The sequence below is a fragment of the Clostridium septicum genome, from assembly GCF_003606265.1.
Taxonomy (GTDB): domain Bacteria; phylum Bacillota; class Clostridia; order Clostridiales; family Clostridiaceae; genus Clostridium; species Clostridium septicum.
The window spans coordinates 2,767,176-2,783,321 of the sequence record NZ_CP023671.1 but is presented as its reverse complement, the minus strand read 5'-3'; the positions used below and the strand labels follow the sequence as shown (position 1 = coordinate 2,783,321).

Here is a 16,146-nt window from a genome sequence, read left to right as displayed (position 1 = left end):
ACTCAAGTTTTGATAAGGAGTATTATAAAATGAATTTATTACATCCATTTTGGGCAGAAATTAATTTAGATAATTTTATATATAATCTTAATAAAATAAAATCACATATAGGTAATAGTAAATTAATAGGAATAGTTAAAGCTAATGCTTATGGTCATGGCGCAGTAGAAATTTCTAAAGCATTAATAGAAAACGGAGCATCTTCATTAGCTGTTGCTAATATTGTTGAAGGAATTGAGCTTAGAGAAGCAAATATAGATGCTCCCATAATGATACTTGGAGTTAGTGAAGAGCTTGCAATAGAGGCAATTATTAATTACAATATGGAACCTACTGTATCTTCATTAGATTTTGCTTATACCTTAAATAATAAGGCTAAAGAAAGTAATAAAATAATTAATATACATATAGCTTTAGATACTGGAATGGGCAGAATAGGATTTTTACCTTCATCTAAAAGTATAGAAGAAATAGCTTTAATTTCTAAACTTCCTAACTTAAAAATTAAAAGTACTTTCTCTCACTTTTCAACTTCTGATTATAAAGATAAATCATATTCTAACTTTCAATTAGAAAATTATAAAAATTTTATAAAAGAATTAGAAAAAAATAATATAACAATTGGAGATAAAAATCTTTCTAATAGTGCTGCTATTATAGATATGCCAAATGCGCATTTTGATAATGTACGTCCTGGAATTATTCAATATGGCTACTACCCTTCTGATGAAGTAATTAAAGATGCTTTTGATTTGAAGCCGGTATTAACTTGGAAAACTAATATAGTTCATATTAAAGAAGTTGATAAAGGAACTTTTATAGGTTATGGTAAAACTTTTGAAACTAAGAGAAAAAGTATAATTGCTACTATTCCTGTTGGATATGCTGATGGTTATTCTAGAGAATTATCTAATAAAGGAAAGGTAATTATAAATGGTCAATTTGCTCCTATAATCGGAAATGTATGTATGGATCAATGTATGGTTGATATAACTGACTTAAAAGATGTTAATTTAAATGATGAAGTTATTCTTTTAGGAAGTGATAAAAATATAAAATTTGATGCTGATGATATGGCAAACCTATTAGGCACAATTAATTATGAAGTTCTTTGCTTAATTGGTAGAAGAGCACCTAGAGTTTATATTAAAAATAATACAGTTGTAACCATTAAACATTTTATATAAAATTAATTTAGATTAATCAGTTATGAAATTAGGAAATAATTCTAAAGATATCTTTACCCTAAAAAACAGAAGAAAATAATAAAGCAAACTGCTACTTATTAGCTTAAAACTATAAAATTTAAATAAAAAAGATTTATTTCTATACAATTCATTAGAAAAAGATTACGATGTATTAACATCCGTACACTCAGAAGATAAATTTTTAGATACAATTGTATGTAATGATAAATGGATAGTTTGGGTTGAACATAAATCAGAAATTATTAATCCTACAAATTTCCCATATGATTGGAATTTAATTTCATATAATATGGAAACTAAAACTAAAAATTTAATTGATAAAAGTAACTTTGCTACCAATATTAATATATAAATACTCTACTATTCCTGATAGTATTATTATAGAAGATGATATTTTAATTTATAAAAAACCTTATCAAGAAAATGGCTCCGTATTATTAGATATAGTATTATATGATTTAAATAAAAATGAACATAAAACATTAGAAACAGTCACTAATATTCCAAATGAAAATATTGGGAATTTATCTATGGATAATGGACTAATTGTTTGGAATAAATTATTTGAATTACCTAGCACTGAATTTCCTAAGTATAACTTTTCATATGAAAATTATAATATATATACTTATGATATAAAATCTGAACTAAAGGATAGCTTTAAAATTGATGATGAATGCTTCTATTATTCTCCTTACATCTTTAATAACAAAATTGCTTTAGTCAAAATTTTTAAAGATCACTTTTTCTATTCTGAAATAGCTATCTATGATTTAAATAATAAAAATATTGATAGCGTAATAAACCAAAATACTATTCCAAACAAAGATTATATAGAAAATATTAAAGGTAATCCTGAAATGAATAAAGACTTTCTAATTTGGTCTCAAGATTGTTACGGAAATAACCTTGTTTATGATATTAAAAGGAAAGAATTTATAGAAATTATACCAAATGATTTTCTGTATGAAAAACAATATTATATTAATCCATATAAATTATGGGGAAATAAAGTTTATATTAAAGGCGTAATTGATGACAAGCCTATCAACTCAATTTATATTATAAAATAAATTTTTATTACTAAAACCCTAAAAGCTAAGTTTTATAAACATTAGATTTTAGGGTTTTAGCTTATAATTATAATAATAATAGATAGTAAATAACTATGGTAACTTCCAATGGAAAATTGATTATTTTTCTTCTACTACCTTTACCCTGATATTCTGGGGTTAGTATTTTCACATTACTTTCTTTAAATCTTCTAATTATATTAAAACTCTCCTACACTATATTTAAACATCTATATAATATTATTATTCTTGTTGTACTACTTTATAATAAACATTTGATGTAATTGCATATACAATTACGTAAAGTATAATAAATACTATAGCTATTATTATCGTTACTATTAAAAATATATTTATATCAAATAGTCCAAATAACCCTAGTAGTTTTGATATTGGTTTAAATGCAAAAGCTGTATGAATTAGTGCTATTCCTACTGGGAAAAAGAATACCATAAGTACTTGTTTATTAATAACTTTTTTAAGCTCTTCTTTGCTCATACCGACCTTTTTCATGATTTGGAATCTATCGCTATCATCATATCCTTCTGATATTTGTTTATAATAAATAATTAATACAGTTGCTAAGATAAATAATAATCCTAAAAAGCTACCTAAAAATATAAATCCTCCATTTACAACATAAAAATCTTTTCTATCTATATCAATATTACTAATATTTGCTAATTTGTTATTTGTTAAATTACTACTTATTGATTCACAAAATTTTATTTTATCTTCTTTAATTCCATCTAAATTAAATTTAATTTCATGTGTTGAAAATAATACTCCTTTATCTGATGCATCTTTACATACATTTTCTATCACTTGTTGATTTTTAAGTACTAGACAGTACTCATCAGTTATATTATTTTCATTTTTATTAACTACCTTAAAGCTATCTAAATTTTTAGCTATTTTAAATTTATTATCATTAATGACTATTGAATCACTATTATACTCCTTTGATATAGAGAATATTAAAGCTTCATCATCCTTTAATTCTATATTTTTATTTTCAATTTTATTGTAATCATCTAATAAATAAAATTGAATAACACTAATATCTCCAATTCCAGAACTTTTTTCTTCTATTGCTGATTTAAAATTTTCACCATCAGCCTTTACCATTAAATTAAAATTATTAAATTCCTTTAAATCAATTATCTTTACGTTGTGGTCACTAGCTTTATTTTCTAAACCCTCACTAATTTTAGTATAAAGTTCTTTTTCTGAAGCTGGAATCTTTATTTGTGTCTCATATGGATATGCAATTTTTAAGCTTCCATCTTGACCTGCATATAAAGAAACTGTTGTAGATATTGTAATTAATACTGCTGTGCATAATATACATATACTAGCAAGTCCTACTGCATTTTGCTTCATACGATAAATCATACCTGATACTGATATGAAGTTTTTTGATTTATAATAGAAGCTTTTATTCTTCTTTAATAATTTTAAAATTGCAATACTTCCACTTGTAAATAAACTGTAAGTTCCTAGAATTACAAGTATAATTGCTATAAATACTATTGAAAGTGCCTTTAAAGGCTTATCTACTGTACTTGCCATTGTGTACCCTACTATTAGAAATCCAAAAGCACATATTGTTAAAATCAAAGATGCCTTTGGTTCCTTTTCACCTTTTTCTCCACCTTTTAAAAGCTCTATTGGATTATTTACTTTAACCATTATTATATTTTGAAGTAACACTACTGCAAAAATAGGAATAAATAAAAATAATGTGTTTTTTATTGAAGCTAATGATATAGAAAATGTACTTGAAAGATTAATATTAACCTTTAATAAATTGATTAATATTAGAAATAATAGCTTTCCTAATATAGTCCCTAAAATAATTCCTATAATTAAGCTTCCAAAACCTATCATTAAAGTTTCAATTGTTAGAATTTTACCGATATGCTTCTTTTCCATTCCTAAAACATTATAAAGTCCTATTTCCTTTTTTCTTCTTTTAATCAAAAAGCTATTTGTATAAAATAAAAATATAATTGAAAATAAACCTATAATTTTAACTCCAATACCAAGAAGTATTTTTAATGAACCTGCTCCTCTTACATAGTCTAAACCTTCATTTGTAGCTATACAATTCATAATGTAAAACATCATTATTGTACCTATACATGCCAATATATAAGGAATATATGTCTTTTTATTTTTTCGCAAATTATTATTTGCTATATTAAAGTACATTGAATTTTTCATTATTACTTCCTCCTGTAGCAAGTATAGTAAGGGTATCAGATATTTTTTCATACATCTTCTCATTATTCATAGAGCCCCTATATATTTGATTAAATATCTTTCCATCTTTAATAAATAACACACGACTTGCATGACTAGCTGCTAAAGTACTATGAGTTACCATAAGAATTGTTTGACCTAATTTATTAACATTAGAAAATAAATCTAATATTTCTGCTGTTGTTTTTGAATCTAAAGATCCTGTTGGTTCATCTGCAAGTAATAATTCTGGACTTGATATTATAGCTCTTGCTATAGCAACTCTTTGCTTTTGTCCACCTGATACTTCATATGGATATTTTTCTAATAAATCCTCTATTCCTATCATATCTACAATAGGCTTTAACCTTTCTTCCATTTCTTTATACTTTTTACCTGCTAATACTAATGGTAAAAAAATGTTGTCCTTTAAGGAAAATGTATCTAATAAATTAAAATCTTGAAAGACATATCCAAGGTGATTTCTACGAAAGGCTGCCATATCTTTTTCCTTTATGCTAGTTATATTTTTTCCCTTTAATAAAACTTCTCCACTAGTTGATTTATCTAAAGAAGCTAATATATTTAAAAGTGTTGTTTTACCTGATCCTGATTCACCCATTATAGCTATATACTCACCATTTTCTACTGAAAAAGAAATATCCCTTAAGGCTTCTACCTTATTCCCACTAAATCTTGTACTATATACTTTTTTTAAATTTTTAATTTCTAATATTGCCATATTTATACCTCCAAAACTCTCTTAAGTTTTTAATTTCATTTATTTTCTATGATTTAATTATAATAAAAAAGTGGCTTTCGCCACGCTCCCTTCGGGAATTTAATTTTAAGTACCTTAAGAAGCATAGAACCGATATCTGTTCTATGCTATATTTTTCCTATTAATTAATACTTTATTCCATATACTCCAGTATACTCTTTAGGCCTCATTACTCCTCCGCACTTTTCACATGAAAAGCATGGTGGTTCATCAACATTGCTTTGATCCATTTCATCAAAATATTCAACTACTTCTTTAGGAATATTTTCTTTAGCTCCGCAAATAGTACAAATATATAATATTTCCTCTGTTTTCATCTTACTTCCTCCAACTAAGTTGTTTTCGGAATTATTTTACCACTTAATATACGTTTAGTAATAGCATAATTTTCTATAGCCTTTTCTAATTTTTCTTCATTCTCTTCTATAATCTTAATTCTCAGCCGTTCCCTCATGGACCCATATTTAGGATATACAATATCATGAAATCTCATTTTATTACCACAGTTAGGACATTTACACGGATTTACACCACTTATTGCCAGTATTCTATTCTCCCAAGTTGCTATAGATCTTCTTATACTTAATATCTTTTCATCTATCATTTTTATAAAATTAAATTTTCCTTTGCTTCTTCTAGAATAAATTCCAAAGTATCTTATCATTTTAAAATTTTTCTCTGGAATATGTCTTATTATTCTTTTTATGAACTCATATACATGTACAGTTTCAACTATGACCTTATTATCTTCATGTCTAGTATATTTATAAGTCACATTTTCACCATCATATTTAAGAATCCTTGATTCCGCTATCGCAGGACGTCCCACATATCTCCCTACATATTTTGCTGCTGTCTTCGCTGATTTTATCTCAGTTTTAGCATGAACATAAAAACCTTTATCTTTCTCTTTATATAGTTTATTTTTTAGTAATTTAATTTCTTTTGTATTTCCATTTATATAAGTTATTTCATCTAACAAAACCTTTTGCCATCTTTTTCTTAATGATTCATAAGATATGTGCCTTATATGCCTCCATTCTGTTATATTTCCTCTCCCTCCTTCTGTAACCATCATATGTACATGAGGATTCCACTTTAAATCTCTTCCAAATGTATGTATTACAGTTACTATACCTGGTGTGAATTCCTCCTTTCTATTTAAACTATGCATCCAACTCGTAACAGCTCTCGCTGCGCACTTCGGCAATATCTTAAGTCTTTGTCTATCCAGTCCAAAGAATTCTCTTAATTCTTTTGGTATAGTAAAAACTATATGTCTATGCCTAACATTTATTAAATTTCCCAACATATTATCAATCCAATTATCCGTATAAATCTTTCCACATGAAGTACAAAATCTACTTTTACATGTAAATCCGATTCTCTTTGTAGTATTACAATTATTACACTTCAATTCAATAAATCCATACTTTGTATCTTTACACTTTAAAACTTTTTCTACTTCCTTTTTAACATTAGGTCTAATCTTATTTTTATATAACTTTTCAAACTCTTTCCAATGGTCTTCTAATATTCTTTTTATCTTACCTTTTTTCATCTGTTAAACCTCTAATTTATAATTAATTAATCTAACATATTTGAAGGCTAAAAGCTAGATAATATCTAACTTTCAGCCTTCAAAATTTTTATACTTTCCTGTACATTAAAAAAAGAAATGCTTTGCCTTAACATGACATTACATTTCTCCCTTGCAACCTTACAGTTGTGTAAGGTTATTCTATTTTTATATTATTTGTTGAAAAATCAATATAAACTTTAGTTCCTACTCCTACTTTAGAAGTAACATATAATTTATGTGAAAGTCTTGTAGCTATTTCATTACATAAATATAACCCTATTCCTGTAGATTTTTTATCACGTCTTCCATTATATCCAGTAAAACCTTTTTCAAAAATTTGTGATACATCTTCTTCTACTATCCCTATGCCTGTATCCTCAATTACTAAAGTATTTTTACTTTCCTTGTCCATATAAATAGAAATAGTCCCTTTGTTTGTGTATTTTAAACTATTAGATAGTATTTGTTCAATTACAAAAGTAATCCACTTTTCATCAGTAATAATATTACAAGTTATATCTTCTAAATCTAAAGCTATCTTTTTATATACAAAGGTTGCAGAATATTTTTTAATAGCACCTTTTATAATCTCTTTAAGAGAATACTCCTGTAGCTTTAAATCATAAGATAGATTTTCTAGTCTTACATAGTATAAAACCATATCTACATATTCATTAATCTTAAATAATTCTTGCTTCATCATATTTTTTTCTACTGATGAATCCATTGATTGAACAATCATAGAAAAAGCTGAAATAGGAGTTTTAATTTGATGAGCCCACATTGTATAGTAATTAACTGTATTCTCATACTTAAAATCTAAATTTGTTTTTAAATTTGTTTTATGATTATAAAGTGTTTCTATAATACTTTCATAATCTTTATTAATTAATGAATTGCTTTTTGGTAGCTTGTCCAAACTATACTCTACCTCATTTAATACACTAATTAAAACATTATGTTTATTATAATAAATATTAAAATCATATAAACTAAATAAGAATGCTAAAGTAGAAACAATAAGTGCTGCATATAAAAATACTCCTAAAGGCAAGTGATATAGACTATATACAAGAAAAAATATTCCCATAAAAACAAGAAATTTTATAATGATACTTAGTTTATCTTTATAATAGCTAATTAATATATTAATTATTTTTTTATCCTTCATACTACTCACCTATTATATAGCCAATTCCTTTTTTAGTTTTTATAAAATCTTTTAGCCCTATTTCTTCAAGCCTTTTTCTAATTCTAGTTACATTAACAGTTAAAGTATTATCATCAATATAGCTTTCACTCTCCCAAAGATAAGTCATAATATCTTCTCTGGAAACAGCCTTATTTTTATTTTCTAATAATATTTGAAGAATCTTAAACTCATTTTTAGTTAAACTTAACTTTTTCTCTTTATAAGTTAAAGTAACTTCTTCTAGGTTAAGGATAGCCCCCTTACTTTCTAAAACATTCATCTTTCCTTGAAAAGAATAAGCTCTCCTAAGTAATGCTTGTACCTTTGCTACAAATATATTTAAATCAAAAGGCTTTACTATAAAATCATCTGCTCCCATATTTATAGCCATAATATAATTGATATTATCACTTTCTGATGATGCAAACATTATTGGAACCTTGGACATCTTTCTTATTTCAGTACACCAATGGTATCCATTATAAAAAGGTAAGTTAATATCCATAACTACTAATTGTGGATTAAACTGTATAAATTCACCTATTACATTACTAAAATCCGAAATGCATTCTACTTCATATCCCCATTTACATAAATTCTCTTTTAACAATGATGATATGACCCTATCATCCTCTACAATTAATACTTTATACATATTTAATTTTCTCTTGTTATTTCTATTAGTTTTTTAATTTAATTATAGCATATTTTGTAAATGTAATTTTATATTATAGCTACTATATTCTTACCTTTATATATAATTCTTTATGAAGAAGTTAAAGAAGCTAAGGATGAACTATAATAAACTAAGTAAAAGTGAGAAGGAACTTGAGTTACATAACTAAGAGAAAAGTCATTTTTCCGATAAAACTTCTGCCTTATCTAATGCTGAAGAAAAATGTAAGTTATTAGAAAGATTTAATATAGCTAAAAATCTTTTGGCTGTATTAGATAATGAAACTATTCCATTAAAAACTTGATTAAGTATAAAAGAAATGAAGCAGTCAGCATAAAAATTTGTTTTATTTTCTTACCTTAAGATTTTCATTACTAATGAAAAAAGATATTACATATATCTAATGTAACATCTTTTTTTCTTCAATATTTTTAATAAACCCTTCTTTATTTTCTATACTTTCAAATATAGTTACTGGAATTACTAAAGGATATACTTTCTTTATTTTATTCTTAAGAAATTTAGCTGATATAATTATACTTCCATTAAATTCATCTACTAAAATATCTTTGTTTAATGGAATAATTAACTTTTTATTATCATAATTAACCTCTATATACTCATTTTTTATCTCTATTATTTTTTCAACTGAAAAAAACTTCTTTTTTTTATAATATTTAATGGAACGCTTTTTTAATCTTTTCATTAACAATTTAGGTATTAATTTTAAAAAAAGATATATAAAAAATAAAGTCATACCTATAGTAATTAATATATTAAGAATCATCATAGAAGTATTACTATAAAATTCAATGTTTCTCTTAGTATCATAAATATTCACTATGATTGGATTTAAAACTCCAATTATATACAATGAGTTTGAATATATCTTCCACCCAAAATGATTCAAATAATAATATTTTAAAAACGTTTCTACATCCTCTACATTATTTTTCAATTTTATAACCATAAATTCTCCCCATTTTTTATATAATTTTATTTAATTTAGTATATCATATATTTTTTAATATAAATACTATTTACTATTTTTAGTTTAATAATATTAAATTAAAAATAGTAAAAATGGAGATTAATTTAAATAAATATTAATAATAGCTTCTTCTGCTTCTTTTAGTTCTAAAGTCTGATTCCCTTCTTCCACTTCTGAATCTAGGTCTAAATCTATCACCCTTTAGGTGTTGTAGCTTTTCTTTACAAGATCTACATCTTTCACTTGGATAATCCCATGATAACTTTTTCTTACAGTCTAAACAGACTCTTTCATGCTGAAGTAAACTTGTTAACAGTAGCTCATTTATTTTATTTGCTGTATTCTCTTTTTCACTTGAAATATATCCATTGTTTGTAATCAACTTAAAGTTTTTACCAAAGGAATAGTTAAGTTCTAATGACTTATAATAGCATTCAAGTTCATCAAGCTCTTTTTTTACATTTACTATTTCATTAAGTTTTGGTCTTTTTAAATTTACTGCACCTTTGCTATACATAGTACAATATTCTTCCCACAACGCAAGTACTCTCTTATTATTTTCTTCAAATGGAATTGTTGCCATCTTTAAAAGGTCACTTTTTGATGCTTTAACTTTAAGATCTTTTAATCTATTTAAAAGGAATATTATTGTTGTAACATCTGGTTTTTGGAAATATCCTTTAACTGGTGCTAAACTCCAAGTTTTTAATGCATCTATAATATCTATATCTAATTCTAAAAGTGAATCTGGAATTTCTATATAGCATTTTTCTATTTTCTTTGTCTCTGCAGTTAATGCTGATTTAATTAGATTACTATCAGCTGTTGTAGCTACATATCCTTTTTCGTAAATCCCTTTACGTCCAGCTCTTCCTGCAATTTGCTTTATTTCTGAAACTTTTAGCTTTCTTTGTGAAATTCCATCAAACTTTCTTGTTTCTAAGAATACAATACGTTTAATAGGAAGGTTTACCCCCATACCAATAGCGTCTGTACATACTATTACATCTGTTTCACCATCTAAGAATCTTTCAAACTGCTTCTTCCTTGTTGAATATGGTAATGATCCATAAATAATACTAGTTTTTATATTATTATTTAGAAGCTCTGCTGAAACTGCCAGTGCCTTCTTTTTACCAAAGACAACTAAGGCATCTCCCTTTTTAACATCATTTTTAAGTTCAAATTTCTTTTCTTCAAAGATTAATTTGGTATTTCTTTTATGATTTATTATTTCATATGTATCATTACAATCCTTTATTAGCTTGATTATTATATCCTTTGCTTCAGGAGCCATACAAACATGTATTTCTGGTGATAATACCCCTATTATAGCTCTTGTCCACGCCCATCCTCTTTGTTTATCTGCAATCATTTGAGCTTCATCTATAACACATATATCATAATTAGTTCCTAACGCAAGTTTTTCAATTGTTGAGGAAACATGTGATGCATATGATTTTATATCCTCTTCTTCTCCTGTTAATAATGAACATGATATATTTTGAGAATTAAGCTTATCTTGAATTTCTAAAGCTAATAATCTTAATGGAGCTAAATATACCCCAGTTTCTGAATCCATAAGTCTTTGAATACTTGCATAGGTTTTTCCTGTATTAGTTTCACCAACATGAAGATAAAAGTGTCTTTTCATCTCTCTAGCTTCTTTATACTCGTCTATTGGATTATCTAATATTATTTCTTTTATCTCATCTTTTACTTTACTTTTTATGTATATATTTTCTGATGTCCAAAGTAATCCCTTTGTACAAATCCATAAAAGACACTCTTCTATAAATTCCATATCCTCAATAGATGGAGCATCAGGATTTTTTTCTAAATAATTCTTATATATAATATTTTCAACTACAGCTACTCTTCTAATTAGCTTATTTATCTTATATTCTTTATCTATAAGGTTTTTCCCAAGTCCTGGTAAATTAACACTTTTATAATATCCAAATATCATCTCTCTTGCATCATTTAAAAATAGCTTCATGTGCTCATTTGTCTTATAAACATTAATATTAATAAGGTTATCTATTTTTTTATCAAAGGAGTTAATAACCTTAACTTTAAGCCTATTTATTCCCTTTGATAATTTTGTAGCTTCCTTATAGTTATCTAACATAAGATGTATTAGCTTTTCTTCATCATTACTATTATCTGCCTTTATAACTTCTGAAGAATATTCATTTTTAATGCCTAAAATCTTGCAACCTTCCTCATAAATATCTAATAAAAGCTTATTCTCTAAAGAAATTACCTTTGCTGCAACATCATTACCCCATCTAGTTTTATATCCATTACCTATTTCAGTTTTTATTTGTTCTTCTAATTTTATCTTCTTATTTTCATCTATTTCATTTAAATCTATATCACAATAAACTTTTCCATCTCTAGATCTTTTATACCACCTAACACTATTAAATAAGAAGTCTTCATTGTATTTCTTCTTGAAGTCTTTATATAATTGACCTTTTTTCATTTCCATAGATGCTTCTACTTTTTCATATAAAACAGTAGCAATATCCTTTGGTATATACTTATATAATACTTCTGAATCCTCTGTAATCTTCTGTGGTATATACTTTGATCTACCTTTAGAATTATCAGAGTACTCACTTTCCTTTAACTCTTTTATATATGAACCTTCCCATGATAATTCATATAAGAAGTCTTTTACATACATATAATCATAAATATTAAAAGGTCCATTATCCTTTAAAATAACCTTAGATTCTGCATCCTCTTTGTCAAACTCAGAGTCATCAATCTTAACCTTATGAGTTGTTCTTATATAATTAATGATTTCTTTAATCATTTCAGTAATAAATTCATTATCTATGTATTTATTTATTTCATTTTTCACTTCTTTTCTTAATGTGCACTTAATTGAACCCATCTTATCACTTCCTTGGTAACCTAAAATTATTTTTAGCTGTATACTTTTCATTTAGTTTTATCTTTTGCTATGTTTAACTATACTACATTGATAATAATTTACAAGGATATAGTGTTTATATTTAAACTATTTGTAATGTTAATATATAAATATCTCCAAAAATACCGTGTGCTTTTTTTATTTTTGCTAACTGTATTTACAATTATAGTAACAATAGATAGCAATGCACTTTTTGGACCACTAGCACAATATGGTTTTTATGAAAATACTTATTTTATATTATCTATATATAATTTAATTTTAATAATAATTTTTTAAAAGAAATAGATTTAACTGTCTTTATAAACTTATTTAGAAAAAAAATCATAATGATTTAAACTGCCCTCTACCAAATAGATAGGGAGCAGTTCAGATCATTATGACTTTATATTTATAAAAGCTTTTAATTTTATTAACTCTATTTTCTCTATTCATACATATTGCATTTCCAAAATAGAATCTAATATAACTTTAGTAAATTTCATTAATCTTTATCAATACTCACTTCTATATTTTTTTATAAACTGTCTGAATTCTGTATTTGAATGAAGAAATATATATTCAGGATTATTTTCAAGTTCAGAAAGCAGCGTTAGTCGCAATTGTTTTCCTAAGGTATTCTTTTTTTCTTTTACTAACTCTTCTTTTACTGTTTTTACTGTTTTCATATCTGCCGCAATATGACGATATAAAGAGGATTTACTAACATCCCATAGTTTAAAAGTTGCTGAAAAATAAGCTTTCAAAAGTGAAATGCTTTCCTCAATATTTTTCTGTAAGATAGCAACCTGTAGTGGTGTTGCAAGAGCTTGCATATCCCCAAGTTCAAATAATTTTATGACTTTCTGAGAAAGTTCTGCCAAATGAGAAGCATTTTGACTATCTCCTTCTTTAATCTCAATTTCAGCTAAGCTCATTAAAATCATCTGCACTTCATTAACTATATTTAGTAATTTACCTTCTAGCATTCTAGCAGCTTCATGAAGTTTCTCCTGTTTTATGAAAAGATTTGCTTGAAGCTGTGTTTTATCTAAAACAGTTCTTTCTGGCAATAAATCTAACATTTCCTGTGCTTTCTCATATTCCATACAATCAATATATTTAGAAACCAGCATATAAACTGCTTTATCTCTCACTTTATCATTATCACTTTTAGCTACACGCTCATATAAAATTTTAATTTGTTTTTTATAGTATTCTTTATCTTCAATACCTACTCCATAAATTATCAAAGCGCCGTCTAAAAGCATTGCCATGGAATAGATAAGCATATCACAGCTTGGATATTCCTGTATTTTTTCAATACTTTTATTAAAGCCAACTTCAAACCCCTTTGTGTTTATTATATCTATTACTTCATTGCTAAAATTTCCTATTTCTTGTTCTGTTAATCCTTCATTAAAACAAAGTAATGTATTCAAATCAACTTTAAGTAGCCTTGCAAGTGCTGGTAACAACGAAACATCTGGGTAAGTATACCCTTTTTCCCATTTGTTCACAGCAGGAGTAGATACCCCAAGATATTGTCCAATTTGCTCTTGAGTTAATCCAATTTCTTTCCTTTTTTCTTGAATAATTATATTCATGGGCATTTTATCATCTCCAAATATACTACTAAAGAAACGTTTCTTTGAGTATATTTTATCTAATTTAATCTACTTCTACAATTGAACATTTATTAAATATAAAGGAATAAAATTAACCATAAGTTAATTTACCCCTTAAATCTACATTCTCTACAATTTATATTTTATAATAGCTAAAAAGCTTATTTTTTTACTTCTATAAAAATCCTTGCTGTTATCATTAGTATTCATACAATCAGAAAATTACTTGTGATGCCTTTGCTCTCTTATCTTTTAATCCTATAGTTACTGATAAAAATATATAGTAAGTAATGCTTTTTAATATTTTCTTACACTCTTCTAATTTAAATTTTCTCATGAACTAGTTTTCCCTGAATCCAAACTTGTTTTATATTCTCCTTTTCAGTTAAATATAAGACTTTTTGCAACATTTCCTTTGAGCTATTAAACATAGAATGTTTATTCTTTTCCATTTCTACCACCTGTAAATCACATATATATCCTTCTTTTATTAAACCTAAAGGAAGACCTAAGGCTTTTCCCCCACCTGTAGTAGCAAGGTAGAAGGCTTCAATTACAGAAACTCTTGAATCATCAACTCCTCGTTTTTCTTTAGAAACTCTGCTATCTACACCATCTTCCAATATTCTTGAACAAATTACAGATTGTCTAATATTATCATATATACTTGCTGAGAATCCAGCAGAAATATCTGTTGCTAATCCTATGTTTACCCCCTGACTTTTTAACCTTTTTACCTCTAAAACACTATTAGCAAAATATGCATTTGAAATTGGGCAATGTGATATAGATGTTTTCGTTTCAGCAAAAATCTCAGCGTCTTTTTGGCTTGAAAAATTACAATGTGCCATAATTGACTTTTCACCTAATAGTCCAAAATCCCTTAAAACTTCAGTATCACTTTTTTTGAATCGTTGTTTGACAAAATCATGCTCTCATTGCCCTTCACTACAATGAGATTGAACATACAAATCATGTTTTTTAGCTAGTTTCCCTAACTCTCTCAAAACTTCATCAGTACAACTTGGTACAAATCTTGGTGTTATTACATGGTGTACCCCTTGAGAAAAATCTTTACCTAATTTTTTAACTTCATTTATAAATTTTTCTGTATCTAACAAGGCCTGTTCAGTAGTATATTATTTTTTCTTGCATAGTCCACTTTCATATTATAATTTTTATCTTCTTTTTTTATTACTGCCAATATTATTCCATTACCATCTACTTCTATTAATGCATTTTGTAAGAATTCAAATTCCCCGTATGTTGGTGAATGAAAAAAGATCCTTTAAAACTTTTGAAACCTTCATTTTCAAAATATTCCTCCCTTAAATATTATTTTCTCTTCAGATAATAACTTATTCTTTCATAAGATTACTTCCATTTTTTTAATTTTTTTAAAAATTAAGACTTAATATTTATTATTGAATATATTTTGTTATACAATTAATTTATATTTTAACAACAAAACTAAATTAGATAGTTTATAAACAAAAGATATTTTTAGATATTTAAAACTTTTAAAATACACAATAAAATGATATTATTTTATCAGATATTTTTATTTTATATATTAGAAAGGAATAATTATATGTTTAAAGAAAACTTATTAGAATCGTCAGAAAAAATTGAAATTGAAATTTTAAAAACACTTTATATTAATAATGGTAATTTTTCAAAATATAACTTTTGTAATGAGTTACATATCTCTTTTCCAACATTAAAACTCTATATAAAAAATATTAATATGATGTTCTCTAATCATTGTAATGGTCAGGCTAGTATACATATTATTAAAGAAACCATATTGTTAAAATATAAAACTGATATTAGTTTAGATAATTTTAT

General features: G+C 25.8%; 12 protein-coding genes and 1 pseudogene. 2 read left to right on the top strand and 11 right to left on the bottom strand.

The genetic code is table 11. The features are described 5' to 3' along the window. Positions 1-29 precede the first annotated feature (29 nt). Complete coding sequence (gene alr / locus CP523_RS12760; RefSeq protein WP_066675171.1) at positions 30-1,187, top strand: alanine racemase; 1,158 nt, start codon at positions 30-32, stop codon at positions 1,185-1,187. Positions 1,188-1,522: 335 nt separating this feature from the next. Then, entirely contained in the window at positions 1,523-2,281 is a 759-nt protein-coding gene (locus CP523_RS12755; RefSeq protein WP_066675178.1) for a hypothetical protein, read from the top strand. 243 nt (positions 2,282-2,524) lie between these two features. Here CP523_RS12755 and CP523_RS12750 read toward each other — a convergent pair whose 3' ends face one another. From CP523_RS12750 to CP523_RS12705, 11 genes and pseudogenes are all read right to left on the bottom strand, one after another. Further along, positions 2,525-4,507 (bottom strand): FtsX-like permease family protein, encoded by a 1,983-nt coding sequence (locus tag CP523_RS12750; RefSeq protein WP_066675180.1) that lies wholly within the window; start codon positions 4,505-4,507, stop codon positions 2,525-2,527. Further along, positions 4,485-5,267: an ABC transporter ATP-binding protein gene (locus CP523_RS12745; RefSeq protein ID WP_066675183.1), complete on the bottom strand. Its 783-nt coding sequence runs from the start codon at positions 5,265-5,267 to the stop codon at positions 4,485-4,487. Before CP523_RS12745 ends, CP523_RS12750 begins: the two co-directional genes overlap by 23 nt. A gap of 164 nt (positions 5,268-5,431) precedes the next feature. Then, positions 5,432-5,623 carry a hypothetical protein gene (locus CP523_RS12740; RefSeq protein ID WP_066677279.1) on the bottom strand — a complete coding sequence of 64 codons (192 nt, stop codon included), beginning with the start codon at positions 5,621-5,623 and terminating at the stop codon, positions 5,432-5,434. Positions 5,624-5,637: 14 nt separating this feature from the next. Continuing rightward, complete coding sequence (locus CP523_RS12735) at positions 5,638-6,867, bottom strand: IS91 family transposase (protein WP_120140379.1); 1,230 nt, start codon at positions 6,865-6,867, stop codon at positions 5,638-5,640. A gap of 175 nt (positions 6,868-7,042) precedes the next feature. After that, a complete protein-coding gene (locus tag CP523_RS12730) occupies positions 7,043-8,059 on the bottom strand; it encodes a sensor histidine kinase (protein ID WP_066675185.1) in 1,017 nt (338 codons plus the stop codon). 1 nt (position 8,060) lies between these two features. After that, positions 8,061-8,735 carry a response regulator transcription factor gene (locus CP523_RS12725; RefSeq protein WP_066675188.1) on the bottom strand — a complete coding sequence of 225 codons (675 nt, stop codon included), beginning with the start codon at positions 8,733-8,735 and terminating at the stop codon, positions 8,061-8,063. A gap of 421 nt (positions 8,736-9,156) precedes the next feature. Continuing rightward, positions 9,157-9,726, bottom strand: coding sequence for a hypothetical protein (locus CP523_RS12720; RefSeq protein WP_066675191.1), 570 nt, complete (start codon positions 9,724-9,726; stop codon positions 9,157-9,159). A 136-nt stretch (positions 9,727-9,862) separates the two neighbouring features. Then, the gene (locus CP523_RS12715; RefSeq protein ID WP_227909525.1) at positions 9,863-12,703 is read right to left on the bottom strand and encodes a helicase-related protein; all 2,841 of its coding nucleotides are present in this window, start codon (positions 12,701-12,703) and stop codon (positions 9,863-9,865) included. A 482-nt stretch (positions 12,704-13,185) separates the two neighbouring features. Then, entirely contained in the window at positions 13,186-14,283 is a 1,098-nt protein-coding gene (locus CP523_RS12710) for a helix-turn-helix domain-containing protein (protein ID WP_066675196.1), read from the bottom strand. Between the two features lie 229 nt (positions 14,284-14,512). Further along, positions 14,513-14,635, bottom strand: a complete 123-nt coding sequence (locus CP523_RS16515; protein WP_265586013.1) for a hypothetical protein — start codon at positions 14,633-14,635, stop codon at positions 14,513-14,515. Beyond that, positions 14,622-15,422, bottom strand: a pseudogene (locus CP523_RS12705) (amidohydrolase family protein); the annotation flags it as partial. The pseudogene CP523_RS12705 and the gene CP523_RS16515, both read right to left, overlap by 14 nt. Between the last annotated feature and the right edge of the window lie 724 nt (positions 15,423-16,146).

Excerpts from the sequence above, each read along its gene's own strand:
- alr (WP_066675171.1), top strand. The coding sequence starts at position 30 with ATGAATTTATTACATCCATTTTGGGCAGAAATTAATTTAGATAATTTT.
- CP523_RS12750 (WP_066675180.1), bottom strand. The coding sequence starts at position 4,507 with ATGAAAAATTCAATGTACTTTAATATAGCAAATAATAATTTGCGAAAA.
- CP523_RS12745 (WP_066675183.1), bottom strand. The coding sequence starts at position 5,267 with ATGGCAATATTAGAAATTAAAAATTTAAAAAAAGTATATAGTACAAGA.
- CP523_RS12740 (WP_066677279.1), bottom strand. The coding sequence starts at position 5,623 with ATGAAAACAGAGGAAATATTATATATTTGTACTATTTGCGGAGCTAAA.
- CP523_RS12735 (WP_120140379.1), bottom strand. The coding sequence starts at position 6,867 with ATGAAAAAAGGTAAGATAAAAAGAATATTAGAAGACCATTGGAAAGAG.
- CP523_RS12730 (WP_066675185.1), bottom strand. The coding sequence starts at position 8,059 with ATGAAGGATAAAAAAATAATTAATATATTAATTAGCTATTATAAAGAT.
- CP523_RS12725 (WP_066675188.1), bottom strand. The coding sequence starts at position 8,735 with ATGTATAAAGTATTAATTGTAGAGGATGATAGGGTCATATCATCATTG.
- CP523_RS12720 (WP_066675191.1), bottom strand. The coding sequence starts at position 9,726 with ATGGTTATAAAATTGAAAAATAATGTAGAGGATGTAGAAACGTTTTTA.
- CP523_RS12715 (WP_227909525.1), bottom strand. The coding sequence starts at position 12,703 with ATGAAAAGTATACAGCTAAAAATAATTTTAGGTTACCAAGGAAGTGAT.
- CP523_RS12710 (WP_066675196.1), bottom strand. The coding sequence starts at position 14,283 with ATGCCCATGAATATAATTATTCAAGAAAAAAGGAAAGAAATTGGATTA.
- CP523_RS16515 (WP_265586013.1), bottom strand. The coding sequence starts at position 14,635 with ATGAGAAAATTTAAATTAGAAGAGTGTAAGAAAATATTAAAAAGCATT.